The following is a 3,539-nucleotide window of genomic DNA, read 5'->3' on the forward strand; positions in this document are numbered from 1 at the left end:
AAAGGGGTGATCAATCTACGCGGTGAAGTGGCACCCGTGATCGATTTGAGAGTACGGTTTAACATCAATAACGACCCCGTCTATACGAATCGCACTATCATTATCGCCGTTAAAACCCAGGATGCACGGATGATCGGTCTGGTCGTCGATGAAGTATCCGATATGGAAAATGCGGAACTTGACCGCCTCTATCCTGCACCCGATATGGGAACCTCTATCGCTCCTGAATATCTCAAAGGGCTGTTTAAAAAAGAGGACAAGATGATCGTAATCCTCGATATCGATCGTATTTTAGACAAAGAGGAGATGCAGCGTCTCTCGCGTCAAGCTCCTGAGGCAGCTCATGTACTCAGCGCGTCAGCTTGATCGGGCACGTGATCTCGCTTATCGTCACAGCGGGATTACGTTAGGTGATAATAAAGATGTGATGATCTCCAATCGTCTCGATAAGCTTAAACGTGCTCTCAACTCTGAAGATATTGACGAAATTATGGGATGGGTGGAAAACGGAAACCATATCGAAACGTTTGTCAGTACATTCACCACCAATAAAACCAATTTTTTTCGCGAATCGTTTCATTTTGACGATCTTAAAGAGAGAGTCGTCAAACAGGCAATCGAATCTGCAAGCGGACTAAAAATATATTGTTCCGCCGCTTCGACGGGGGAAGAACCCTACTCGATTCTTATGACCCTAGAACAGGCCAACAGCGAATATCGGACACCTTTATCCAACTATTCCCTTATCGCAACCGATATCGATTTGGATGTATTGAAACATGCCTCAAACGGTATTTATGAGTGGAATAAAAATGCGGATGATTTTCCCGAATGGATCAAACCCGCCAATTATTTCAAACGCAGACCGCACCCTTCCAAAGAGGGAGATTTTCTCATAAAAGTCAAAGAGACTTTGATGCGAAAAGTTCGGTTTGATCAGATGAACCTGATGTCGGCGAGTTATCCGTTCAAGGGGGAAGAGTTTGATGTTGTATTTTGCCGAAATGTTCTAATCTATTTTAATCAAGATGACCAAAACGCTATTCTCAAAAAACTTTTTAGAACCTTAAAACTGGGGGGAACCCTTTATCTCGGACATTCAGAAAGTCCGTTGGAACTTGCCCCGTATGTCGAACGCTGCGGTCAAAATATTTTTGTTAAAACAAAAGAGTACTTATGAAAATTATTAAAGGGACGGTGGATTCTAAGATCGTAAAATTATCCCAGCCTGATGCGATCAAATACATACAAAATAAAGAGACGCTCGGAATCATCGGCGGAGAGTTTGCGATTACCTATGATCATGATGACCTTCCTATTACAACATTGCTGGGATCGTGTGTCGCGGTAATGCTCTATGACAGTGCTTTGGGGATCAAAGGGATGAACCATTTTCTCCTCCCCTCCTCCTGTGCACAGGGAGCTTCGTGCCGGTTCGGTCTTTATGCGATGGAAACGATGCTGAATGAAATGTACAAACTCGGATGCCGTAAAGAAAATCTCAGCGCCAAAATCGCCGGAGGGGCAAACGTTTTGCATAATTTGAGTGACAATATCGGAGAGCGAAACGTCATATTTGCCCGAAGTTTCTGCCGTTCCGAGGGGATTCGCATTGCAGCGGAAAATGTTTTGGGTAATAACGGACGGGTAGTTATGCTGGACAGTCATTTTAACACCGTTTCCAAAACTATCGTTAACCGCTCAATGGATGAACGCTTAGCCAATGCCGACCGCGAATTGGCAAAAATTATCAACAAAACCGAAACGGTTCCTGTCGATAATGCCGTTACCTTGTTTTAGGAGGATATTATGTACACCGTAATTGTTATTGACGACTCACCTCTGATGCAGCGTATCCTCTCCGACATGATTTCACGTGTCGAAGATTTCAAAGTGATTGCCACCGCATCGGACGCTTTTGAAGCTCGCGATCTGATCAAACAGCATGAACCGGATCTGGTTACTATTGATATCAACATGCCGAAAATGGACGGTGTGACATTTTTGCGAAATCTCATGCGGCTTCATCCTATGCCTGCCATTGTTATCTCCACTGATGCGTCGCGCCACCATGATGTTTTTGATGACGGTGCGGTAGGTTTTATCCCGAAAAAAGCAATCGGAGAGAATGACGAATCATTTTTTGCACGGATCGAAGATGCCCTGATGCGTTTGACGTTTCTTATAGACCGATACAAAACAAAAAATAGAGCCAAAAAACAGCCTATCGAGATTGAAACGGAAAAGATTCATCCCGATCATCTCCTCCCTAAAAAAGCTGCTTTTATCCCAGGCCCCAAGGTGATCGCTATCGGAGCATCTACCGGTGGAGTGGAAACCCTAATGGGTATTTTTTCTCATTTGCGCCCCCCTCTTCCTCCGATTTTGATTACCCTTCACATTCCGTTCGGATTTTCGGGGAGTTTTGCGGAGCGTCTGAATCGACTTTCCGAACTGAGCGTGAAAGAGGCTAAAGACGGAGATGTTGTTACCGAATCGTCGGTTTTTATCGCCCCCGGCAACCGCCATATGCTTCTTGAAAACCGTCAAGGAAAGTATTTTATCAAGCTTCTCGACGGCCCCCGAATCAGTCGTCATAAGCCTAGTGTAGATATCCTCTTTCGCAGTGTCAATAACGCTGCAACCTCAAACGCTATGGGAATTATGCTCACGGGTATGGGCGATGATGGCTCCATCGGAATGAAAGAGATGCACGATTCGGGTGCACTCACAATAGCGCAAAGCGAAAAAAACTGCGTCGTATTCGGAATGCCGCTTAAAGCCATCGAAGCCAAAGCGGTTCGGCACGTAGTTGATTTAGAAGATATTCCGCAGCGTATCCAATCTTTTTAATACCACAGTACAAACTAAACACAATTTTAAAACAGGTCGTAAATGAAAAAGATACTTATAGTAGATAAGAATAAAGAGAGTCGATCGCATCTTCGGACTATGTTGGACGAGTATGCGCATGACATGCGAAAAAGATTCAAGATTCATGAAACCGATAGCGGAAGCGAAGCGGTCATGATGTCCGATCATGAGAATTACGATATGGTATTTATTGATGTCGAAATTTCTGAAATGGACAGCGCAAAAGCGACTGAACTTATTCGTGACAAAAATTCAAAAGCAATGATCGTCGTTGTCTCTGACTCAAAAGATATAGAACTTCGCAGTCGAATTTTGCAAAGCGGTGCAGAAGATTACATCAAAAAGCCTCTTGCCCCCGATCTTTTTTACTCACGTTTGGATAACTACATCGCCTTGATTAAATCGCGACGACTCCATCTTTCGATCCATGAAGGGCACAATCTCTACGGCGATGAAACGTTTGGACGAACGATCTCCTACTTCATCAAAGAGTATGACGTTTTAGCCGAATTTTGGGAATACTACCTCCTGGAAACGCAAGAGACGAGAACCCTCACCGATTCGTGCCGGCGATGCAATGTCGGGAAAAGTATTCTCAATTCGCATCAAGCCTCTACACGTCTCTCCGATACCGTTCGGGCAATTTATGATATTGCCTTATTGGC

5 protein-coding genes are annotated in these 3,539 nt (G+C 44.3%); all 5 read left to right on the forward strand.

Annotation, left to right across the window (positions count from 1 at the left end; translation table 11 throughout):
- The coding region (locus Q0C19_RS11520) for a chemotaxis protein CheW (protein WP_295056177.1) at positions 1-366 on the forward strand (366 nt) is incomplete at its 5' end.
- The gene (locus Q0C19_RS11525) at positions 344-1,180 is read left to right on the forward strand and encodes a protein-glutamate O-methyltransferase CheR (protein ID WP_295056180.1); all 837 of its coding nucleotides are present in this window, start codon (positions 344-346) and stop codon (positions 1,178-1,180) included. The genes Q0C19_RS11520 and Q0C19_RS11525, both read left to right, overlap by 23 nt.
- Complete coding sequence (locus Q0C19_RS11530; RefSeq protein WP_295056183.1) at positions 1,177-1,800, forward strand: chemotaxis protein CheD; 624 nt, start codon at positions 1,177-1,179, stop codon at positions 1,798-1,800. Before Q0C19_RS11525 ends, Q0C19_RS11530 begins: the two co-directional genes overlap by 4 nt.
- Before the next feature lie 9 nt (positions 1,801-1,809).
- Entirely contained in the window at positions 1,810-2,853 is a 1,044-nt protein-coding gene (gene cheB, locus Q0C19_RS11535) for a chemotaxis-specific protein-glutamate methyltransferase CheB (RefSeq protein WP_295056186.1), read from the forward strand.
- A 42-nt stretch (positions 2,854-2,895) separates the two neighbouring features.
- Positions 2,896-3,539 (forward strand): response regulator (locus Q0C19_RS11540; protein WP_295056189.1); only part of this gene is annotated, 644 nt, incomplete at its 3' end.

The sequence above is a fragment of the Sulfuricurvum sp. genome, from assembly GCF_023250475.1.
GTDB lineage: Bacteria > Campylobacterota > Campylobacteria > Campylobacterales > Sulfurimonadaceae > Sulfuricurvum.